Below are 19,829 nucleotides of genomic sequence, written 5' to 3' on the forward strand. Positions count from 1 at the left end.
GCGAGCACTTCGCGGCGATCACCCGACGGGACCGACTCGACGACGTGCTCGCCGGCCTGGCGGCCGCCCACGACGCCGGCTTGACACCGGTCAAGGTGAACGCCGTCCTCGACCCCGTCACCGGGCGGGAGGACGTGGTCGAATTGCTGCGGTTCTGCCTCGAGCGCGGCCACCAGTTGCGGGTCATCGAGCAGATGCCCCTGGACGCCGGGCACCAATGGCGTCGGGGCGCCGCATTGAGCGCCGACGATGTGCTCGACACGCTGCGGCCCCACTTCCGGCTACGTCCCGACCCGGCGCCGCGCGGGTCGGCGCCCGCCGAGCTCTGGCTGGTCGACACCGGCCCGGGGACGCCCAGCGGCAAGTTCGGTGTCATCGCGTCGGTCTCGCACGCTTTCTGTTCGGCCTGTGATCGCACCCGCCTGACGGCCGATGGCCAGGTCCGCAGCTGCCTGTTCTCGGTCGAGGAGACCGATCTTCGGACCCTGCTGCGCACCGGCGTCTCCGACGACGCGATCGAAACGGCGTGGCGGGTCGCGATGTGGGGCAAGCCCGCGGGTCACGGCATCAACGACCCGAGCTTCGTCCAGCCCGACCGGCCGATGAGCGCGATCGGTGGCTAGGCCCGTGGGTCACGCGTCCGTCCAGCAAGGCGGGATTCAGGTGACGGTGCGCTACTTCGCGGCCGCGCGGGCGGCGGCGGGGGCCGAGTCGGAGACGGTGGTGGTGCGCCCCGGCACCACGGTGGCCGAGCTGGTCGAGCGCCTCGCCGTGCGGGGCTCCCGCCTCGCCACGGTGTTGGACAGGTGCTCCTACCTGTGCGACGGGGTCGCCGTCCGCGACGAGACCGCACCGTTACGCACCGGAAACACGATCGACGTTCTACCCCCCTTCGCCGGCGGCTAAAACTGTGAAATATCTCACGTAACGGAACGATAACGGCGTAATCACGCTCCGATATCGGGTGCTATGACCTGCGTGAATGCCGCATGCCGCGGACGTTTTCGCAGATGGCCGAGAGGGAAACGCCCGGTTGCGCAGAACGTGACGGGACCAACAGAAACCGCTACCTTTCTCCGAAGGCTCGCCAAGACAACCGAATTGGTGAACCTCCCCTCCTATCGCGCCGAGCTCCATCCAATAGGCAGGGGCCCACCGACCAACGTGGATGGAGACGGGGGACCCACCGGTCCACCGTGATCGGATCGGGGCCGCATGCGGCTCCTTGGGGTGAAGCCGACGTCGTTTCACAGCGGATGCTCGCTGAATTCGATGACGGCCGGGTGGCCTCTCCAACCCGAACCCGACAGCTGACCTCGCAGGCGCGTGACGAGAGAGGATTTTTCACGGCCTATGAGTGGACGTCACCGTAAGCCCAGCACGTCAAACATCAGCGTCGCCAAGATCGCCGTCACCGGCGCGGTCCTCGGTGGCGGCAGCATCGCCCTGGCCGGCCAGGCGGCAGCGGCCACCGACGGCGAATGGGACCAGGTAGCCCGCTGCGAATCCGGCGGCAACTGGGGGATCAACACCGGCAACGGTTACCACGGTGGCGTGCAGTTCAGCTCCAGCACGTGGGCGGCGCACGGCGGCGGTCAGTACGCCCCGTCGGCGGAATTGGCCACCAAGGAACAGCAGATCGCCGTCGCAGAGCGCGTACTGGCCACCCAGGGCCGCGGTGCGTGGCCGGTATGCGGTGGCCCGCTGTCGGGCCCGACGCCGCGTGACATTCCCGCACCGGCCGCCCTGGACGCTCCGGACCTCAACGGCCAGCCGGCGCCGCTGGCTCCCCCGCCCGCCGATGCGCCCCCGCCGGACGCCCCTCCGCCGCCCGCTCCTGTGCAGCTGGCCGGCTTCGATCAGCCGGCTCCTCCGGCGGACCTGCCGCCCGCGCCTCCGGCCGACGCGCCGCCCGCGCCCCCGGCAGACCTCCCACCGGCGCCCCCGGCCGACGCCATGCCGCCCGCCCCTCCGGCGGACCTGCCGCCGGCGCCTCCCGCCGACGTGCCACCGGCGCCTCCCGCCGACGACTTCCACGGCTTCGTGCCGGCCAACATGCCGCAGGAGGTTTCCACGGTCGGCTACACGAAGCAGCTGTGGGACGCCATCCGGGCGCAGGACATTCAGGGCAACGACGCGCTGGACGCGATCGCGCAGCCGGCCCCGGCCACCTGAGTTCCGCCCGTCAGACTGCCCGGCACGCCTCGAACGTTCACGCTTCGGGGCGTGCCGGCATTCCAATCGTCACGGCGTTACGCCGAGCCCACCCATTCTTCTGTTCCGTCGTCGAAGAACTGGTGCTTCCACACGGGTAGCCGCGCCTTGATCTCGTCGACCAGCAGGGCACACGTCGCGAACGCCTCCTGGCGGTGGTCGGCGGCCACCGCCGCCACCAGCGCCGCCTCGCCGATGCGCAGCACCCCGATCCGGTGGCTCGCCGCAATGGCGCGCACCCCGCTCGACTGGTCCGCGACGTCGGAGACCACCTTGGCCAAGACCTGCTCGGCCGACGGATGCGAGGAGTACTCCAGCCGCACCACCCGTCGCCCGCCGTCGTGGTCGCGGATCATGCCGACGAAGCCGACGATGGCGCCGGCTGACTGATGGCCCACCAATTCTTCGTGCTCGGCCAAGAAGATCGGGTGATCGGTCATGGCCGCGCGGACGACGAGCGTCATTGCTGGTGATCTCCGCCGGCGAGCTGATCGAGCGCGTGATCGAGCACGTCGGCGAGCACACCCAGACCGTCGCGCACCCCGCCCGGCGAACCCGGCAGGTTGACGATCAGCGTCCGTCCCGCCACGCCGCACACGCCGCGTGACAACACCGACGTCGGCACCTTGGGCAGCCCCGACCGGCGAATGGCGTCGGCCAGCCCCGGGATCATGTAGTCCAGCACCGCCACGGTCTGGTCGGGGGTGCTGTCGCTCGGCGAGATGCCGGTGCCGCCGGAGGTGATGATGACGTCCACGCCGTCGCGGACCGCCTTGCGCAGGGCGTCGCCCACCGGATCACCGTCGGCGACCACCTCCGGCTCGGGGAACGAAAACCCCCGCTCACCAAGCCATTCCGCGATGATCGGCCCGCACCGGTCGTCGTACACTCCCGCCGACGCGCGGGTCGAGGCGATGATGACGCGGGCGGATCGGGCGCCCATCACCGCTCCCACGTTCCGGTCTTGCCGCCTTCCTTGCGCAGCACCCGAATGCCATCGAGGCGCGCGGCGGGGTCGACCGCTTTGATCATGTCGTAGAGCGTCAGCCCGGCCACGCTGACGGCGGTCAGCGCCTCCATCTCCACGCCCGTGCGGTCGGTGCTGCGCACCGTCGCGGTGATCTCGATTTCGGACTCCCCCACGGTGAATGCCACGTCGACTCCGGTGAGCGCCAACTGGTGGCAGAGCGGTATCAGGTCGCTGGTGCGCTTCGCCGCCAGGATGGCCGCCACCCGGGCGGTGGCCAGCGCGTCGCCCTTGGGCAGACCTCCGGCCGAGATCAGCTCCACGACGCGCGACGACGTGTGTAGGACGCCCGCCGCGACCGCGGTGCGATTGGTCGCACCCTTGCCGCTCACATCGACCATGTGCGCCGCGCCGCGGTCGTCCAGATGTGACAGCGCGCCCGGGCCGGATTCTCCCGATGTCCAGGTCGTCGGGGGCTTGGCGGCCTCGGAGGCCTTAGCCATCCTGGCGCCTACCGGTTAACGACGGTGACCGGGTGCAGGTAGGGCAGGTCCGTAGAGGGCAGCGGGAACACCAGCTCGCCGAACGGCGACAACGCGCCCGTCCGGTCGGTCACGAGTTCGCTCACCGCGTGGTCGTCCGGGTCCGTCGTCGGCCACCCGTTGTCGACATACCTGGTTTTGCGGGCTTTGCCCTCAGCAGTGTCAGCCACGCCGTCCATTCTGACAGGTCGCTCTTGCGCGCGTCGTACAAGACCGGCAGTTCGACCGAGGAGCTGCCGACATTCGTTGCCTACGTGCGACCCGCCGACTGTTTTACGCTGGTCAGCAATGACCGACAACACCCCGGATATTCCGCTGGGGTCGTGGCTGGCCGACTTGCCCGACGAGCGGCTCATCCGCCTGCTAGAGCTGCGGCCGGACCTCGCCCAGCCGCCGCCCGGCAGCATCGCTGCGCTGGCCGCCCGCGCGCAGGCCCGCCAGTCGGTCAAGGCCGCCACCGACGAGCTCGACTTCCTGCGGCTGGCGGTGCTCGACGCGCTGTTGGTGCTGCAGGCCGACGCCACGCCGGTGCCCACGGCAAAACTGTTCGCCCTGATCGGTGAACGCGCTCCCGAGTCCGACGTGCTGGGGGCGTTGGACGATCTCCGGGAGCGCGCGCTGGTCTGGGGCGATGCGGCGCTGCGCGTCGCACCCGACGCCGGCGCGGCCCTGCCGTGGCACCCGGGCCAGGTCACCCTCGAGGACGCGTCTCGCACCGGCGAGGACATCGCCGGTCTCATCGACGGGTTGACTCAGGCGCAGCGCGATGTGCTGGAGAAGCTCCTCGAGGGTTCCCCGATGGGCCGCACCCGCGATGCCGCGCCCGGCGCCCCCGCGGACCGGCCGGTGCCCCAACTGCTGGCGATGGGCCTGCTGCGGCGCATCGACGCTGAGACGGTGATCCTGCCCCGCCACGTCGGGCAGGTCCTGCGCGGCGAACAGCCCGGGCCCATGCGGCTGACGGCACCCGACCCGGTGGTGTCGACCACCACCACCGGCGACGTCGACGCGGCGGCGGCCGGGGCCACCATCGACCTGTTGCGCGAACTCGACGTCCTCATCGAAACGCTGGCCGCCGCACCGGTTTCCGAGCTACGCAGCGGCGGATTGGGAATTCGTGACGTCAAACGGCTCAGCAAGACGACCGGCATCGACGAGTCGCGGCTGGGGCTCATTCTCGAGGTGGCGGCCGCGGCCGGCCTGATCGCGAGCGGGATGCCCGATCCGGAACCGGCCACCGGCGAGGGGCCGTACTGGGGGCCGACCGTGGCCATCGACCGGTTCACGGCCATGCCCACCGCCGAACGCTGGCAGCTGCTGGCCAGCAGCTGGCTCGACCTGCCGAGCCGGCCGGCCTTGATCGGAACCCGCGGTCCCGATGCCAAACCCTATGGCGCCCTTACCGATGCGTTGTACTCGACCGCCGCGCCGCTGGATCGCCGGCTGTTGCTGGGCATGCTGGCGCAGTTGCCCCCGGGCGCCGGCGTCAACGCCGCCGAGGCGTCGGCTGCCCTCGTCTGGCGGCGGCCGCGCTGGGCCAAGCGGTTGCAGCCGGGGCCCGTGGGTGACCTGCTGGCCGAGAGCCAGGCGTTGGGGCTGGTGGGACGGGGGGCGCTCAGCACCCCCGCCCGGGCCCTGCTGGACGAAGGCGCCGACGCCGCGGTCGACGCCATGGCGCGGGCCCTCCCCAAACCGATCGATTACTTCCTGATCCAGGCCGACCTGACCGTCGTCGTGCCGGGTCCACTGCAGCGCGACCTCGCCGAGCAGTTGGCCGCGGTGGCCACCGTCGAATCGGCCGGCACCGCGATGGTGTACCGCGTCAGCGAGCAGACGATCCGGCATGCGCTCGATGTCGGTAAGACCCGCGACTGGATGCACGCCCTGTTCGCCAAGCACTCTAAAACTCCTGTCCCCCAAGGACTTACCTATCTCATCGACGATGTCGCACGCCGGCACGGCCAGCTGCGGATCGGGATGGCGGCCTCGTTCGTCCGGTGCGAGGACCCCGCGCTGCTGGCCCAGGCCGTCGCCGCCCCCGCGACCGAAGGGGTGCAACTGCGCGCCCTGGCGCCGACGGTCGCGGTGTCTCCGGCGCCGATCGCCGAGGTGCTGCTCGCATTGCGGGCCGCGGGCTTCGCCCCCGCCGCCGAGGACTCCACCGGCGCCATCGTCGACGTCCGGCCGCGGGGCGCCCGGGTGCCCACGCCCCAGCAGCGGCGGCCCTACCGCCCGATGCCGCGTCCCAACACCGAAAGCCTCAACGCCGTGGTGGCGGTGCTGCGAAAGGTGACCGCCGCGCCCTTCGGCAACATTCGCGTCGATCCGGCCGTCACCATGTCGCTGTTGCAGCGCGCGGCCAGGGAACAAGACACGCTGGTGATCGGTTATCTAGACGCCGCCGGCGTCGCCACCCAGCGCGTTGTGTCGCCGATCACCGTCCGGGGAGGTCAGCTCACGGCCTTCGACTCGGCGTCCGGGCGGCTGCGCGACTTCGCCATCCACCGCATCACGTCGGTGGTGTCGGCCAACGGCCGATAATGGATTCCGTCCAGGCACGCGACGATGAGAAGGAGTTGGGCCATTGACTCGCGCCGCGACGATGCAGAGTGAATCGATGAGGAGGAGCGGCGCCATTGACTGACGGCCCGTTGATTGTGCAGTCCGACAAGACGGTGCTCCTCGAGGTCGACCACGAGTTGGCCGGCGCGGCGCGTGCCGCGATCGCACCCTTCGCCGAGCTCGAACGCGCGCCCGAGCACGTGCACACCTACCGCATCACGCCGTTGGCGCTGTGGAACGCCCGCGCCGCCGGCCACGACGCCGAACAGGTGGTCGACGCGCTGGTCAGTTTCTCGCGCTACGCGGTGCCCCAGCCGCTGCTCGTCGACATCGTCGACACCATGGCCCGCTACGGCCGCCTGCAGCTGGTCAAACACCCGGCGCACGGCCTGACCCTGGTGAGCCTCGACCGCGCGGTGCTCGAGGAGGTGCTGCGCAACAAGAAGATCGCCCCCATGCTCGGCGCCCGGATCGACGACGACACCGTCATCGTGCACCCCAGCGAGCGCGGCCGCGTCAAACAGATGCTGCTCAAGATCGGCTGGCCCGCCGAGGATCTCGCAGGCTACGTCGACGGCGAGGCCCACCCGATCAGCCTCGCGCAGGACGGCTGGCACCTGCGCGACTACCAGCAGATGGCCACGGACTCGTTCTGGTCCGGCGGATCCGGGGTGGTGGTGCTTCCGTGCGGGGCCGGCAAGACACTGGTGGGCGCGGCCGCGATGGCGAAGGCCAGCGCGACGACGCTGATCCTGGTCACCAACGTCGTCGCGGCGCGGCAATGGAAGCGCGAACTGGTCGCGCGCACCTCCCTGACCGAGGACGAGGTCGGCGAATACTCGGGTGAGCGCAAGGAGATTCGGCCCGTCACGATCTCGACGTACCAGATGATCACCCGCCGCACCAAGGGCGAGTACCGGCACTTGGAGCTCTTCGACAGCCGCGACTGGGGGCTGATCATCTACGACGAGGTCCACCTGCTGCCGGCGCCGGTGTTCCGGATGACCGCCGACCTGCAGTCCAAGCGGCGCCTGGGCTTGACCGCCACGCTGGTCCGCGAGGACGGCCGCGAGGGCGACGTGTTCTCGCTGATCGGCCCGAAGCGCTACGACGCCCCGTGGAAGGACATCGAGGCGCAGGGCTGGATCGCGCCGGCGGAGTGTGTCGAGGTGCGGGTCACCATGACCGACAACGAGCGGATGATGTACGCCACCGCGGAACCCGAAGAGCGCTACAAACTCTGCTCGACGGCGCACTCCAAGATCGCCGTGGTCAAGTCGATTCTGGACAAGCACCCCGGCGAACAGACGCTGGTGATCGGCGCCTACCTCGACCAGCTCGACGAGCTGGGCGCCGAGTTGAACGCGCCGGTGATCCAGGGATCGACCCGGACCAAGGAACGCGAGGAATTGTTCGACGCATTCCGCCGCGGCGAGGTGTCCACGCTGGTGGTGTCCAAGGTCGCCAACTTCTCCATCGACTTGCCGGAAGCATCGGTGGCCGTGCAGGTTTCGGGGACCTTCGGCTCGCGCCAGGAGGAGGCTCAGCGGCTGGGGCGGTTGCTGCGGCCGAAGGCGGACGGTGGTGGGGCCATCTTCTACTCGGTGGTGGCGCGCGACAGCCTGGACGCCGAGTACGCCGCGCACCGGCAGCGCTTCCTCGCCGAGCAGGGCTACGGCTACATCATCCGCGACGCGGACGACCTTCTGGGCCCGGCGATTTAGAGCGACAGGATGGTCGCCGAGGCGGTGCCCGGGGCGCCGTACACCTGGGCCAGGCCGACGCGCGGATTGCCGGGTACCTGACGCTCGCCCGCCTCACCGCGCAATTGGCGCACCAGTTCGTGCATCTGCCGCAGCCCGGACGCGCCGATCGGCTCGCCGTTGGCGATCAACCCGCCGTCGGTGTTGACCGGCATCGAGCCGTGAATCTCGGTGGCGCCGTCGGCCACCAACTTCTCCTGCTCGCCGTCGGCGCACAGGCCCGTCTCGGCCATGTGGATCACCTCGGCGCCGGCGTCGGTGTCCTGCAGTTGCGCGACGTCGACGTCCTCGGGCCCGATGCCCGCCGCCTCGTAGGCCGCCTTGGCCGCGTACACCGTCGGTGACGCGTCCTCGTCCAGCGGGGCCGACGTGGCGTGCACCTCGTAAGCCCCGTATCGCCGGGTCCGGATCTCGCAGGCGCGCACATACACCGGCTTGTCGGTGAACTTGTGCGCCAGGTCGGCGCGGCACATGATCACCGCGGCGGCGCCCTCGTCGGGCGCGCAGAACATGTACTGCGTCAGCGGATAATTGAGCACCGTCGAGTTGAGGATCTCTTCCTCGGGGATTGGCTTGCGGCGAAACGCATTCGGATTCAGCGCGCCGTTACGGAAGTTCTTGGCCGCCACCTTGGCCAGCGTGGCCTGGGAGATGTTGTGGTCGTGAATGTACTTGTTGGCCTTCATGCCGAAGAACTTGGTGGTGACGAACTGGCCGTTCTGGGCGTACCACTGCGGCAGCGCCAGCTTGGCGGGGTCGTCGGTGAATGCGCCGCGCGGATGCTTGTCCAGGCCGATGGCGATGCCGATGTCGTACTTACCCAGCCGGATCGTGTCGGCGGTCTGCTGAATCGCGCTCGCCGCGGTGGCGCACGCGTTGAACACGTTGGTGAACGTGATGCCGGTCAGCCCGACGAGGCGGGTCACCGCGTCGGGGTTGGACACCTCGTGGCTGCCGCCGAAGCCGAACTGAATGTCCTTCCACGCCACGCCGGCGTCCTTCAGTGCGGATTGGACGGCCTCGGCGCCCATCTGCATTGCGGTCTTGTCGAACCGACCGAAGGGGTGCAGGCCGACGCCGATGATGGCAACGTCGTTGGTCATCTCAGTCTCCTTCCGATTCCCGCTAGACCGGCCCGATTCCCGCTAGACCGGCTGGAACGCGAACGTCATGATTTCGGCGCCCTCTTCGTCGGTGGTGAGCGGCACCATGGTGAGCTCGACCTCCTGCCCGAATTGCAGCTTGGCCGGGTCGTTCTCGGTCAACCGCCCCTCGACGCGGATCACGTCCCCGAGCTGGACCAGCCCCACCCCGAACGGGACGAAGTCCTTGCCGGTGGGGCCGGCGTAGGGAGCCCCGGGCGGGAAGCCCTGGGTGGTCCACGCCACCAGCGTTCCGCGGCGCGGCAGCAACACGTCGGTCATCTCACCGACGCTGCAACGCGGGCACCACTGCTGCACCGGGAAGGTGGTGGCCCCGCAGCTGCCGCACCGACTGCCGATCAACTGCGGGCTCTCATCGGGCCAGGTCGAGATCTCGGGGGCGAGTGCTTTTTGCATCGAGGGGTCCTCCAGAGGCGCCGCCAACAGAATGTTGCTCACTGAACCGTATAACAGCTTTCCGAAAAGCGGAAACCACATTCTCATAGCGTGCGGCGGCGCGGGGCTGGGCTATCTTGGCGATGTGACGTAAGGAGACGACCAATGCCAGTCACGGTGATACTCGAACTGACGTTCAAGCCCGACGCGGTGCCCCGGGCGCGCGAGGTCATGGGCCGGGCGCTGAAAGACACCCGGGCGTTCGCCGGGAACCTGGGCACCGATGTGCTCGTCGACGAGGACGACGAAGCCCACTGGCTCATCTACGAGATATGGGACACGGTCGGACACGACGAGGCCTACCGCGCGTTTCGCGCCGGCGAAGGCCGGCTCACAGAGTTGCCGCCGCTGCTGGCCGAGCCCCCCGTCAAGAAGAGGTACACCACCTCCGACATCTAGCTGATGGTCGCGACCCGCTGCGCCCGGCTTCGCCGCGCTTGCGATCGCTCCTAGCTAGCTCAGGGCGGGAATGACCTCGCGCTCGAACAACTCGATGCCCGAGCGGTCGTACGCGGCCTCCGGGAAGTAGCAGATGGCGTATTCGCAGCCGAGGTCGCGGAGCCTGGCGATCCGCTCGATCACCTGTTCCGGCGTGCCCGTCGCCGAATCGGGGCCACTGCCCGCGGCCAGCATCGCGTCGGCGGCCGCCTCGGGCACGTAGCGGACCAAGCGGTCGCGGACGCGCGCCAGCCGGTCCTTGACGTCGGCGTCCGAGGTTCCGACGACGGCGTTGAAGTTGGCCGACCGCACGATGGCTTCGAAGTCGGTGCCCAGCTGCTCGCAGTGTCGCGCAAGCACTTCCGACTTGTGGGCGAACGCCTCGGGCTCCGGCGTGAAGTTGGTGTACTGCGCGTATTTCGCGGCGATGCGCAGGGTCACCTTCTCACCGCCGCCGGCGATCCACAGCGGGATCCCGTTGTCCTGCAAGGGTTTGGGGGCGACGATGGCGCCGTCCACCTGGTAGTGCCGACCGTCGAAACTGACCTTGCCGTCGCGCCAGGCGTCCCGCATGATCTGTACGCCCTCGTCCAGGCGGCCCAGCCGCACGCCGGCCGAGGGGAAGCCGTAACCGTAAGCGCGCCATTCGTGTTCGTACCAGCCGCCGCCGATGCCCATCTGGATCCGCCCGCCGGAGATAATGTCGGCGGTCGCCGCGACCTTGGCCAGGTACACCGGGTTGCGGTAGCTCATCGCGGTGCACATCTGGCCGAGTTTGATCCGCGACGTGACCGCCCCGTAGGCGGCCATCAGCGACCACGCCTCGTGGGTGGCTTCGCCGGTCGGCAGCGGGACGGTGTGGAAATGGTCGTACACCCACAGCGAGTCCCACGTGCCGTTGTCGGCATAGGTGGCCAGGTCGCGCATCACCGCCCAGTGCTCGGCCGGTTCGATATCGACCAGATCCATTCGCCAGCCTTGCGGGATGAAGAGACCGAAGCGCATGACAACGGACTCTAGCCCGCCGGCCTCGCAGCCAATCGATAAGTCACGCCCAGCAGCGGCCGACACACCAGCTGTACACCTGACGCATGACAACCATCGGGCACACAGCGCACATGATCTTCGCCGGCACCGCGGGGCCTGAGCGGTCAGCGCCGCCGCCGGTCTCCTGATTAGGCTTACCGAGTTCGGTAGGAACGGGAGGTCGGCATGCGGGTCCTGATCTCCGGCGCGAGCATCGCCGGACCGGTGCTGGCGTACTGGCTGACCCGTCATGGCTTCGACGTCACCGTGGTCGAGCGCGCGCCCACCCTGCGCAAGACCGGCGGCCACGCCGTCGACCTGTTCCGTCCCGCGATGGAGATATCGGCGCGCATGGGCGTCCTGCCCCAGATCGAAGCGCTCGCCACCGGAACGACCCGGATGACCATGCATCGGGAGGGCCGGGCGCGGCCCTTCGAGATCGACCTCACCAAGATCTACGCCGCCACCTCGGGCCGGCACGTGGAGATCATGCGCGACGACCTCAGCGAGATCTACTACGCCGCCGGCCGCGACCACGTCGAGTACCTGTTCGGCGACTCGATCACGGCGATCGATCACGACGGCGAGGTGACGTTCGAGCATGCCCCCGCCCGCCGGTTCGACGTCGTCGTCGGCGCCGACGGGCTGCACTCCAACGTCCGGCAGCTGACCTTCGGTGACGAAGCCAACCTCACCCGATTCCTCGGTGGATATCTGGCGGTGGGGTCGGCGCCCAAGGCGCTGGCCAGCCCCGGCGAGATAACCTGCCACCTCGGCGTCGGCCGCGTCGCGGCCATCTACACCGCCGAGCACCTCGACGACGCGCGCGCCGTCTTCCTGTTCCGCTCCGATCGGGAACTGGACTACCACCACCGGGATGCGGTGCGGCAGAAGGACCTTCTGCGTGACGCGTTCGTGAACATGCACGAGCAGGTGGACCGTTGGCTGGGCGAAATCGACCACACACCAGCGTTCTACTTCGATGCGATCAGCCAACTCCGGCTGGACCGATGGTCGCGCCGGCGGGTCACCCTCGTCGGCGACGCGGGATATTGCCCCGGTCCCGCGGTGGGCGGCAGCACCAGCCTTGCGGTGCTGGGCGCCTACGTGCTGGCCGGCGAGCTCGCCCGGGCGGACGGCGACCACCTGCGCGCGTTCGCCGGCTACGAATTGCAGATGCGCGAACCGGTGCACCGCAGCCGGGCCTTCGCGCGCGGCGCCGCCAAGGGCATCATCCCCGGCTCGCGACTCGGGGTGTGGGCGTTGACCCGTGGCGCCCGGCTAGTGTCGCTGATGCCGGGCTCGCTTTCCCGGGCACTGGCGAAACTCAACACGAAGGGCGTGCGCATGCACGACTCGATGCCGGTGCCCGACTACGGCGCAGTGCGCGATGAAAGGAACGATCGCCCATGGAACTGACCGGCGTCGGAATCTGGAGCAGTCAACTTCGGTACGGTAACCCGGTCGAATCCGCCGACGCGGCAGCGGAATTGGACGAACTGGGCTTCCCGGCGCTGTGGATACCCGACGTCGGCGGACCGGTGCTCGAGGCGGTGGGCAACCTGCTCGCCGCGACCAGGCGGACCGTGATCGCCACGGGGATCCTCAACCTGTGGATGCATGCGCCCGGCGACGTCGCCGCATCCTATGCGACGCTGACCGCCCAGCACGGCGACCGCTTCCTGCTGGGCATCGGGGTCAGCCACGCGCCGCTGATCGACGCCGGCAACCCCGGGCGCTACCGCAAACCGCTGGCGGCGACGGCGGAATTCTTGGACGGGCTGGACGCCGCCCCACAGCCCGTACCCGCCGACAGCCGGGTGCTCGCCGCGCTCGGCCCGAAGATGCTGCACCTGGCCGCGACCCGCGCCCGCGGGGCGCACCCGTACCTGGTGACCCCCGACCACACCGCCTCCGCCCGTGCGACGTTGGGCGAAGGCCCGCTGCTGCTGCCGGAGCAGACCGTGATCCTGACCGACAGTGCCGACGAGGCGCGCCGCATCGGAACCGACTGGCTGCGTGCGTATCTGGCATTGCCGAACTACGCCAACAACCTGCTGCGCAGCGAGTTCTCCGACGACGACCTGGCCCAGGTGAGCGACCGGTTGTTCGACGCGATCATCGCGTGGGGCGACGAGGAGGCGGTCATGCGCAGGGTCGCCGAGCACCGGTCGGCCGGCGCCGACCACGTGTGCGTCCAGGTGCTGCTGGACGACCCGAAGGCCTTCCCGCGCGAGCAATGGCGCCGCATCGCTGCGGCGATGTAGCGGGTCGAGGCATACCGTTGGGGCATGGCCTCCAAGCACACCCTCTTTCGCATCTTTTACCGAATCGGCTTCACCCCATGGGATGGTCATCCGATCGCACAAAAATTGCGAGACCTGGTCGAGGGCACCGATGACACGCCCCCACTTTCCGCGGGGTCGGCCCTCGATCTCGGATGCGGCACCGGGGATTCGTCGATCTACCTCGCACAGCACGGATGGAAAGTCACCGGCGTCGACTTTGTCCCGAAAGCACTCGACAAGGCCCGGACCAAGGCCGCCAACCTGCCGGTCAACTTCGTCGGGGCCGACGTCACGCGGCTGAGTCGGACCGGGATCGGCATGGGCTTCCAGCTGATCGTCGACAACGGCTGCCTGCACAACATGAGCGATGCCGATCGCGAGGCGTACGTACGGGAGGTCAGCGCGGTGGCCGCGCCCGGCGCACGGCTGTTCATCGTCGCGTTCCGTCCCGGGGGGAGGTTCGGCGTGCGGGGTGTCGAGCCCGCCGAGATGGAATCACGGTTCTGCGCCGCATGGACGCTGTTGTCCGCCGGTGACGAGGGCGACCTCGATGAAGCGCGGCTGAGTCGGGGAAATGCGCGCGAGCAGACCCCGGCGCGGTACTACCTCTTCCAGCGCCGCGATACCTAAAACGCAAAAGCCCCCCGAAGACAAGCGCTTTGGGGGGCTTTCGCGAATGTTGGGACTAGGTCAGCGAATCCGGCGGCAGGAAACGGTCGCCGTACTTGGCGGCCAGCTCACGCGCCCGCGCCACGAAGGCTTCCTTGCCCGTACCGCCCGCACCGGAGTAGCCCACGATGAACTGCGCGCTACCACCGGTGTACGGCGGGAAGCCGATACCCATGATCGAACCGATGTTGGCGTCGGCGGTCGACGTCAACACGCCCTCGTCGAGGCACTTCTGGGTTTCCAGCGCCTCGGCGAACAGCATCCGGTCGATCATGTCCTGCAACGGGATCTCCGCGCTGCCGGACTTGAACGTCTCCCGCAGGCCCGGCCATAGGCGGGTCCGCTTGCCGTCGACGTACTCGTAGAAGCCGGCGCCCTTCAGCCGCGACGGGCGGCCGATCTCGATCATCTTCTCCACGACGGCCTCCGCCGGGTGCGGCTCGTAGGTGCCGCCCGCGTCCTCGACGCCCTTGCGGGTCGCGGCCGCGATCTTGTGCATCAGCTCGAGGTTGAGCTCGTCGGACAGCTGCAGCGGCGGCGCCGGGTAGCCGGCCTGCGAGCCGGCGTGCTCGATGCTGGCCGGTTCGACACCCTCGCCCAGCATCGCCAGCGCCTCGTTGACGAAGGTGCCGATGACGCGACTGGTGAAGAAGCCGCGGCTGTCGTTAACCACGATCGGGGTCTTGCCGATGGCCAGCGTGTAGTCGAACACCCGGGCCAGCGCCTCGTCAGAAGTCTTCTCGCCCTTGATGATTTCGACCAGCGGCATCTTGTCCACCGGTGAGAAGAAGTGGATCCCGATGAAGTCCTCCTGGCGCTTCACGCCGGTCGCCAGACCGGTGATCGGCAGCGTCGAGGTGTTGGACCCCAGCAGCGCGTTCGGCTCGACGATGTCCTCGATCTCACCGAACACCTTGTGCTTGAGTTCCTGGTTCTCGAACACCGCCTCGATCACGAAGTCGACGCCCTTGAAGTCGAGGGGATCGGCCGACGGCGTGATGCGGTCCAGCAGCGCCTTGCTCTTCTCCTCGGTGGTCTTGCCGCGCTGAAGTGCTTTGGCCTCAAGCTTTTCCGAGTAGGCCTTGCCCTTTTCCGCGGCCTCTATGCTGACGTCCTTGAGCACCACGTCGAAGCCGGCCTTGGCTGAGACGTACGCGATGCCGGCGCCCATCATGCCCGCGCCCAGCACGCCGATCTTGTTGATCTTGACCGGCTCGATGCCGTCGGGCCGCGAGCCGCCGCCGTTGATGTGCTGCAGGTCGAAGAAGAACGCCTGGATCATGTTCTTGGCGACCTGGCCGGTGACCAGGGAGGCGAAGTATCGGCTCTCGATGCGGCTGGCGGTGTCGAAGTCGACTTGCGCGCCCTCGACCGCGGCGGCCAGGATCGCCCGCGGTGCGGGCATCGGCGCACCCTTGAGTTGCTTGCGCAGCAGGGCCGGGAACGACGGCAGGATAGCGGCCAGCGCGGGGCTGGACGGGGTGCCGCCGGGCATCTTGTAGCCCTTCTTGTCCCATGGCTGTTCGTGCGCGTCAGGATTGGCCTTGATCCACGCCTTGGCGGCCGGCACCAGTTCCTCGACCGAGCCGACGAGCTCGTCGACCAGGCCCATTTCCTTGGCCTTGTCCGGCTTGAACCGGGTGCCCTGCGACAGGATGTTCATGAAGGCGTTCTGGATTCCGAACATCCGCACGGTGCGGGTCACCCCGCCGCCGCCGGGCAGCAGGCCCAGCGTGACCTCCGGCAGCCCGACGACGAGGCCCTTGACGTCGGCGGCGATGCGGTGGTGACACGCCAGGGCGATCTCGAGGCCGCCGCCCAGCGCCGCGCCGTTGATGGCGGCCACGACGGGCTTGCCCAGGGTTTCCAGGGCGCGCAGGTCCCTCTTGACCGCCTCGACCGTGTCGAACGCCTCGCCGGCGTCGTCGGGGCCGAGGTTGATCATCCCCTTCAGGTCACCGCCGGCGAAGAAAGTTTTCTTCGCGCTGGCGATGACCACGCCGGTGATCGAATCCTTCTCCGCGACAAGGCGTTCGACGGCGTTGTGCATGGACTCGGCGTAGTGCTCGTTCATCACGTTGGCCGACCCGGTCGGGTCGTCCATCGTCAACGTGACGATGCCGTCGGCGTCCTTGTCCCACTGGATGGTGTTCTGTGCCATGGTCTTAAACCCTCTCGATGATGGTGGCGACGCCCATGCCGCCGCCGATGCACAGCGTGATCAGGGCGCGACGCGCGTTGCGGCGCTCGAGCTCGTCGACCATGGTGCCGGTGATCATGGCGCCGGTGGCGCCCAGCGGGTGGCCCATCGCGATGGCGCCACCGTTGACGTTGAGGATCTCGTCAGGAATGTTCAATTCCTTTTGGAACTTCAGCACCACCGAGGCGAATGCCTCGTTGAGCTCGAAGAGGTCGATGTCGTCGACAGTCAGACCCGCGCGGTCGAGCACCTTGCGGGTGGCCGGGGCCGGGCCGGTGAGCATGATTGTCGCGTCGGCGCCGCTGGTGGCGGTGGCAACAATGCGTGCCTTCGGGGTCAGCCCCTGCGACTGGCCCGCCTTCTCGCTGCCGATGAGCACCAGCGCCGCACCGTCGACGATGCCGGAGCTGTTCCCGCCGGTGTGGACGTGGTTGATCTTCTCGACCCAGTGGTACTTCTGCAGCGCCACGTCGTCGAACCCGCCCATCTCGCCGATGCCCTCGAAGGCCGGCTTCAACTTGGCCAGGCCCTCCAGTGTGGTCTCGGGACGCATGTGCTCGTCGTGGTCGAGGATCATCAAACCGTTCTGGTCGCGCACCGGCACGACGGACTTGGCGAAGTAACCGCCCGACCACGCCGCGGCCGCGCGCTCCTGGCTGCGCAGCGCGTAGGCGTCGACGTCCTCGCGGCTGAAGCCCTCCATAGTGGCGATCAGGTCGGCGCCGATCCCCTGCGGGGCGATGTAGTTGTCGTAGGTAAAGGCGATATCGGTGAACATCGCGCCGCCGTCCGATCCCATCGGCACCCGGCTCATCGACTCGACACCACCGGCCAGCACCAGGTCGTCCCAGCCGGAGCGCACCTTTTGTGCGGCGGTGTTGACGGCCTCCAGACCCGAGGCGCAGAACCTGTTGAGCTGTACGCCGCCGACGGTGTCGGGCAGCCCGGCGGCCAGCACCGCGGTACGGGCTATGTCTGCACCCTGGTCTCCGACGGGTGAGACGCAGCCGAGAACGACATCGCTGATCAGGCTCTCGTCGAGGTCAGGGAAGCGGCGGCGCAGCTCCTCGATCAGGCCGACGACCAGGTGCAGCGGCGTGACCTCGTTCAGCGAGCCGTTGCGTTGCTTGCCCCGCGGTGTGCGGATGGCCTCGTAAATGAAGGCTTCTTCGGACATGTCGAGTTCCTCTTCGCGAGTGGGTTTCGGATCCGTATTAAAGGTAGGCCCAGATACCGCACCCTAACAAAGTGCCCGGCCAACCTGTTGGTTGGGTCGATCGCCGCTGGTCAGCCGCGACGCAGCGGGTCGCCGCCGAGTATGTGGCCGGCCGCACCCGCGGGCCGCGCGCCCCCTAAGCTCGACCGGCATGACGGTGTCGCGACTGCGTCCCTACGCGACCACGGTGTTCGCCGAGATGTCGGCGCTGGCGGCGCGGGTCGGCGCGGTCAACCTCGGCCAGGGGTTTCCCGACGAGGACGGGCCCGCCGCCATGTTGAAGGCCGCCCAGGACGCCATCGCCGAGGGGAACAACCAATACCCGCCCGGAATCGGCGTGGCCTCGCTGCGGCACGCCATCGCCGCCCAGCGGCAGCGGCACTTCGGCATCGAGTACGACCCCGACACCGAGGTGCTGGTGACGGTCGGGGCGACCGAGGCCATCGCGTCCGCGGTGCTGGGCCTGGTCGAGCCCGGCTCGGAGGTGCTGCTTATCGAGCCGTTCTACGACTCCTACTCGCCGGTGGTGGCGATGGCCGGCGCGCACCGGGTGGCCGTCCCCCTGGTCCCGCACGGGCGCGGCTTCGCCCTGGACGCCGACGCACTGCGCCGTGCCGTCACGCCACGCACCCGCGCGCTGATCGTCAACTCACCGCACAACCCGACCGGCACGGTGCTCAGCGCGGCCGAACTGACCGCCATCGCCGATGTCGCGGTCGCCGCCGATCTCCTGGTGATCACCGACGAGGTCTACGAGCACCTGGTGTATGACGGCCACCGGCACCTGCCGCTGGCAGGCTTCGACGGCATGGCCGAGCGGACGGTCACCATCTCCAGCGCGGCCAAGATGTTCAACTGCACCGGTTGGAAGATCGGATGGGCTTGCGGCCCTGCGCAACTCATCGCCGGGGTGCGGGCGGCAAAGCAGTATCTGAGCTACGTCGGCGGCGCGCCGTTCCAGCCGGCGGTTGCCCTGGCGCTCGACACCGAGGACGCGTGGGTGGCCGGGTTGCGGCGCTCGTTGCGGGACCGTCGCGACCGGCTGGCCGCCGGGTTGTCGGAGATCGGCTTCGAGGTGCACGACAGCGCCGGCACGTATTTCTTGTGCGCGGACCCACGCCCGCTCGGCTACGACGACAGCACCGCATTCTGCGCGGCCCTGCCGGAAAAGGCCGGGGTGGCGGCCATTCCGCTGTCACCCTTCTGCGACCCGGCCGCCCCGCACGCCTCGGCGCAAGCCGACGTGTGGAATCACTTGGTGCGCTTCACCTTTTGCAAACGCGAGGACACCCTCGACGAGGCGATCAGGAGGCTGGCCGTCCTGCGGTGACCGGCCCGCTACGTCGCGGGCCCGAAACCCTCCATCACACGCTGGCGCAGTCCCTCGAGCGCGGCGTGCAGGATCTTCTTGCGGGCCCGGCTGACCCAGAACTCGGGCAGCGGAGCAAACGGTTCGACCGTGATGGCGAACCGCACCCTGGTCTTGTCATAGCCCTCCCGGGTGAGGGTGTACTCCCCGTGCTGGCCGCGTTGCTGGGCGGTCTTCTGGGCGTCCCACACCATCCAGTCCGGCCCCCAGTGGTATTCGAGCAATTCGGTGTCGTGGATGCCGGTCACCGCGATGGTGACCTTCACGTGGTGGGGCCGGCCGTCGGGGTGCTTGTCGACGACCTCGACCCGCTTGTGCACCGACGACCACGACGGCACCGCGTCCATGTCGGCCAGCGCCTCCATGATCGCTTCCGGAGGCGCGTCGATGACGATTTCCGACGACGCTTGAACAGCCACTGCTAATAAGTTAGCAATCGCTTCGCCACTGACGAAGGAGAAAAAGCGGGCTATTCGGCGTCGGATGAACCGCGAATCTGCTTCACCAATTCGCACAGTCCCTTCACCGACGAGTCGAGAACGCTTTCGCTGGCCCGCCGGACGATGAAGGCGGGCATGGGCCGGCCGGGCTCGACCGTGACATCGAAGCGCACCCGGGTCTTGTCGATGCCCTCGGGTTTGAGGTTGTACTCGACGTGCTGACCGTGCTGCTGGGAAGTGCCTTTGGCGTCATAGACGACCCAATCGGGGCCCCAGTGATATTCCAGGATCTCTTTGTCGACCAGCCCCAGAATCTTGATCGTGGTGGCGACGTGGTGAGGCCGGCCGTCGGGATAGCGGTCGATCACTTCGATGTGTTTGTGCAGCGGTGACCACGACGACAGGACGCCGACATCTGTCAGCGCCTCCATAACCACTTCTGGCGGCGCGTCGACGACAAATTCCCGTGATGCTTTTACGGCCACTGGGGTTCAACCTAGCAATGCCGGCAGCCCTGTGGATCGGTTCGGCGTAAAA

General features: G+C 68.6%; 20 protein-coding genes, 1 pseudogene and 1 riboswitch. Of the genes and pseudogenes, 10 read left to right on the top strand and 11 right to left on the bottom strand.

Annotated elements, in window-relative coordinates; translation table 11 throughout:
* The 3 genes from A5692_RS27500 to A5692_RS27510 all read left to right on the top strand — a co-directional run.
* The coding region (locus A5692_RS27500) for a GTP 3',8-cyclase MoaA (protein WP_369830333.1) at positions 1-623 on the top strand (623 nt) is incomplete at its 5' end.
* Positions 616-906 (top strand): MoaD/ThiS family protein, encoded by a 291-nt coding sequence (locus A5692_RS27505; RefSeq protein ID WP_369830334.1) that lies wholly within the window; start codon positions 616-618, stop codon positions 904-906. The genes A5692_RS27500 and A5692_RS27505, both read left to right, overlap by 8 nt.
* A 208-nt stretch (positions 907-1,114) precedes the next feature.
* Positions 1,115-1,341: riboswitch (cyclic di-AMP (ydaO/yuaA leader) on the top strand.
* Between the two features lie 12 nt (positions 1,342-1,353).
* A complete protein-coding gene (locus tag A5692_RS27510) occupies positions 1,354-2,175 on the top strand; it encodes a transglycosylase family protein (RefSeq protein WP_068062743.1) in 822 nt (273 codons plus the stop codon).
* A gap of 77 nt (positions 2,176-2,252) precedes the next feature.
* On the opposite strand, the gene A5692_RS27515 is transcribed toward A5692_RS27510, so the two are convergent.
* From A5692_RS27515 to A5692_RS27530, 4 genes are read right to left on the bottom strand one after another with little or no spacing between them, the layout of a single operon-like run.
* Positions 2,253-2,678 (bottom strand): molybdenum cofactor biosynthesis protein MoaE, encoded by a 426-nt coding sequence (locus tag A5692_RS27515; RefSeq protein ID WP_068062746.1) that lies wholly within the window; start codon positions 2,676-2,678, stop codon positions 2,253-2,255.
* Positions 2,675-3,157, bottom strand: coding sequence for a molybdenum cofactor biosynthesis protein B (locus A5692_RS27520; protein ID WP_068062900.1), 483 nt, complete (start codon positions 3,155-3,157; stop codon positions 2,675-2,677). Before A5692_RS27520 ends, A5692_RS27515 begins: the two co-directional genes overlap by 4 nt.
* Positions 3,157-3,684 (bottom strand): cyclic pyranopterin monophosphate synthase MoaC, encoded by a 528-nt coding sequence (moaC, locus tag A5692_RS27525; RefSeq protein ID WP_068062749.1) that lies wholly within the window; start codon positions 3,682-3,684, stop codon positions 3,157-3,159. The genes A5692_RS27520 and moaC overlap by 1 nt, the downstream gene beginning before the upstream one ends.
* 8 nt (positions 3,685-3,692) lie before the next feature.
* Positions 3,693-3,893: a hypothetical protein gene (locus tag A5692_RS27530; protein ID WP_139273158.1), complete on the bottom strand. Its 201-nt coding sequence runs from the start codon at positions 3,891-3,893 to the stop codon at positions 3,693-3,695.
* 118 nt (positions 3,894-4,011) lie between these two features.
* On the opposite strand from A5692_RS27530, the gene A5692_RS27535 reads away from it, so the two are divergent.
* Complete coding sequence (locus A5692_RS27535; protein WP_068062756.1) at positions 4,012-6,264, top strand: helicase-associated domain-containing protein; 2,253 nt, start codon at positions 4,012-4,014, stop codon at positions 6,262-6,264.
* Positions 6,265-6,359: 95 nt separating this feature from the next.
* Positions 6,360-8,009 (top strand): DNA repair helicase XPB, encoded by a 1,650-nt coding sequence (locus tag A5692_RS27540; protein ID WP_068062758.1) that lies wholly within the window; start codon positions 6,360-6,362, stop codon positions 8,007-8,009.
* Here the strand turns inward: A5692_RS27540 and A5692_RS27545 are convergent.
* Complete coding sequence (locus tag A5692_RS27545; protein ID WP_068062760.1) at positions 8,006-9,151, bottom strand: thiolase family protein; 1,146 nt, start codon at positions 9,149-9,151, stop codon at positions 8,006-8,008. The two genes, A5692_RS27540 and A5692_RS27545, sit on opposite strands and share 4 nt — an antisense overlap.
* Before the next feature lie 42 nt (positions 9,152-9,193).
* Positions 9,194-9,607, bottom strand: a complete 414-nt coding sequence (locus A5692_RS27550; protein ID WP_068062904.1) for a Zn-ribbon domain-containing OB-fold protein — start codon at positions 9,605-9,607, stop codon at positions 9,194-9,196.
* Between the two features lie 144 nt (positions 9,608-9,751).
* Here A5692_RS27550 and A5692_RS27555 point away from each other — a divergent pair, with 144 nt between their 5' ends.
* Positions 9,752-10,045 carry a putative quinol monooxygenase gene (locus A5692_RS27555; RefSeq protein ID WP_068062763.1) on the top strand — a complete coding sequence of 98 codons (294 nt, stop codon included), beginning with the start codon at positions 9,752-9,754 and terminating at the stop codon, positions 10,043-10,045.
* 54 nt (positions 10,046-10,099) lie between these two features.
* On the opposite strand, the gene A5692_RS27560 is transcribed toward A5692_RS27555, so the two are convergent.
* Positions 10,100-11,089, bottom strand: a complete 990-nt coding sequence (locus tag A5692_RS27560) for an LLM class F420-dependent oxidoreductase (RefSeq protein ID WP_068062766.1) — start codon at positions 11,087-11,089, stop codon at positions 10,100-10,102.
* A gap of 207 nt (positions 11,090-11,296) precedes the next feature.
* Here A5692_RS27560 and A5692_RS27565 point away from each other — a divergent pair, with 207 nt between their 5' ends.
* Genes A5692_RS27565 through A5692_RS27575 form a run of 3 tightly spaced genes read left to right on the top strand, consistent with a single transcriptional unit; the run spans position 11,297 to position 14,028 of the window.
* Positions 11,297-12,529 carry an FAD-dependent monooxygenase gene (locus A5692_RS27565; RefSeq protein ID WP_068062770.1) on the top strand — a complete coding sequence of 411 codons (1,233 nt, stop codon included), beginning with the start codon at positions 11,297-11,299 and terminating at the stop codon, positions 12,527-12,529.
* Positions 12,520-13,377, top strand: coding sequence for an LLM class F420-dependent oxidoreductase (locus A5692_RS27570; protein WP_068062773.1), 858 nt, complete (start codon positions 12,520-12,522; stop codon positions 13,375-13,377). Before A5692_RS27565 ends, A5692_RS27570 begins: the two co-directional genes overlap by 10 nt.
* A gap of 24 nt (positions 13,378-13,401) precedes the next feature.
* Positions 13,402-14,028: a bifunctional 2-polyprenyl-6-hydroxyphenol methylase/3-demethylubiquinol 3-O-methyltransferase UbiG gene (locus A5692_RS27575; protein WP_068062777.1), complete on the top strand. Its 627-nt coding sequence runs from the start codon at positions 13,402-13,404 to the stop codon at positions 14,026-14,028.
* 55 nt (positions 14,029-14,083) lie between these two features.
* On the opposite strand, the gene A5692_RS27580 is transcribed toward A5692_RS27575, so the two are convergent.
* Together A5692_RS27580 and A5692_RS27585 are read right to left on the bottom strand one after the other, a co-directional pair.
* Positions 14,084-16,228 (bottom strand): 3-hydroxyacyl-CoA dehydrogenase NAD-binding domain-containing protein, encoded by a 2,145-nt coding sequence (locus tag A5692_RS27580; protein WP_068062780.1) that lies wholly within the window; start codon positions 16,226-16,228, stop codon positions 14,084-14,086.
* Positions 16,229-16,232: 4 nt separating this feature from the next.
* On the bottom strand, positions 16,233-17,444 hold the full coding sequence (locus A5692_RS27585) for an acetyl-CoA C-acetyltransferase (protein WP_068062783.1): 1,212 nt from the start codon (positions 17,442-17,444) through the stop codon (positions 16,233-16,235).
* A 190-nt stretch (positions 17,445-17,634) separates the two neighbouring features.
* Between A5692_RS27585 and A5692_RS27590 the strand changes: the two are divergent.
* A pseudogene (locus A5692_RS27590) lies at positions 17,635-18,826 on the top strand (pyridoxal phosphate-dependent aminotransferase); the annotation flags it as partial.
* On the opposite strand, the gene A5692_RS27595 reads toward A5692_RS27590, so the two are convergent.
* Both A5692_RS27595 and A5692_RS27600 read right to left on the bottom strand, forming a co-directional pair.
* Positions 18,822-19,271 (bottom strand): SRPBCC family protein, encoded by a 450-nt coding sequence (locus A5692_RS27595; protein ID WP_068062788.1) that lies wholly within the window; start codon positions 19,269-19,271, stop codon positions 18,822-18,824. The pseudogene A5692_RS27590 and the gene A5692_RS27595 overlap by 5 nt on opposite strands.
* A gap of 50 nt (positions 19,272-19,321) precedes the next feature.
* Entirely contained in the window at positions 19,322-19,777 is a 456-nt protein-coding gene (locus A5692_RS27600; RefSeq protein ID WP_082963157.1) for an SRPBCC family protein, read from the bottom strand.
* Between the last annotated feature and the right edge of the window lie 52 nt (positions 19,778-19,829).

The organism is Mycobacterium sp. E342 (assembly GCF_001667665.1).
Classification (GTDB): Bacteria; Actinomycetota; Actinomycetes; order Mycobacteriales; family Mycobacteriaceae; genus Mycobacterium.